The sequence below is a fragment of the Vibrio sp. 1402 genome (genome assembly GCF_033340275.1).
Genome location: NZ_JAWOWE010000129.1, coordinates 1 through 895 on the forward strand (window position 1 = coordinate 1; position 895 = coordinate 895).

General features: G+C 39.1%; 1 protein-coding gene. It reads right to left on the reverse strand.

Features of this window, described 5'->3' with window-relative positions; translation table 11 throughout:
• The coding region (locus R7044_RS24595) for an HD-GYP domain-containing protein (protein ID WP_225455919.1) at positions 1 to 587 on the reverse strand (587 nt) is incomplete at its 3' end.
• Positions 588 to 895: the final 308 nt, after the last annotated feature.

Below are 895 nucleotides of genomic sequence, written 5' to 3' on the forward strand. Positions count from 1 at the left end.
CCAATCGCCAATTGCTTGAGGGTGTCTTTGTCTAAGCCTAAGTGTTTGCCGAACGAAACCAACAGACAGGCGACATTTACTGAATGCTCGAGTAAATAAGAATCTTTCTGGCGCAATGCAGAAACACACTGCAAAGCGTCTGAATCAATAAATACACTTTCGATCATGTCATCCGCCCACGATTCAATCTCGTCGACTTGGATAACTTTGCCTTCAAAAGTTTGGTTGAGAAGTTTCTGCGCTAGGCCTTTTGCTTCCGCAATCAGCTTTTTAGCACGCTTGTGTTGGACTTCTCGCGAGCGATACGCACGTTGTACTTTGCTTGATACGGAAAGCGTTTTATCCCCTACTTCGATATCGATAGGTTCTTCGACGGGTTTGAATACGCACTGCTGAGCAGAAAGTGATTGATCAACCCAAACGAATTTCACGCCACTTGCGCGAAGCTTTTTAATGCCCTCTGCGCTCGAAACTCGACCAGCATTGGCTAAATTGACTCGTTTGTTATGCTCTATCGCGGTAACAAACATGCCGACAGCAACATCTGCGATTGCAATTTTAATTGAGTCTTCTGGGTTGTACTGCATATGGTGACATTTATTAAATACTATTAGGTAACGCGTGCATTATAAAAGATATCGCGCATAGCTGTTATAAGAATCCTCAATTCATTTCAATTAATGAGTATTCAGTCAATTAATAGCGCGATTTACTTCATAAAACCATTTTATTTTTATGGACTTAGCTCAAGAAATGACAGCATTATTAACTAATTTTAATAATTTGAGGAATGCATCAATAACTATTTCATATAAACACGATTTACTGTTGACTAAGTTTTATAAATATCGATGATCAGCAAGTTAAACTGAACGAAGTTTTATTCATTTGAAAG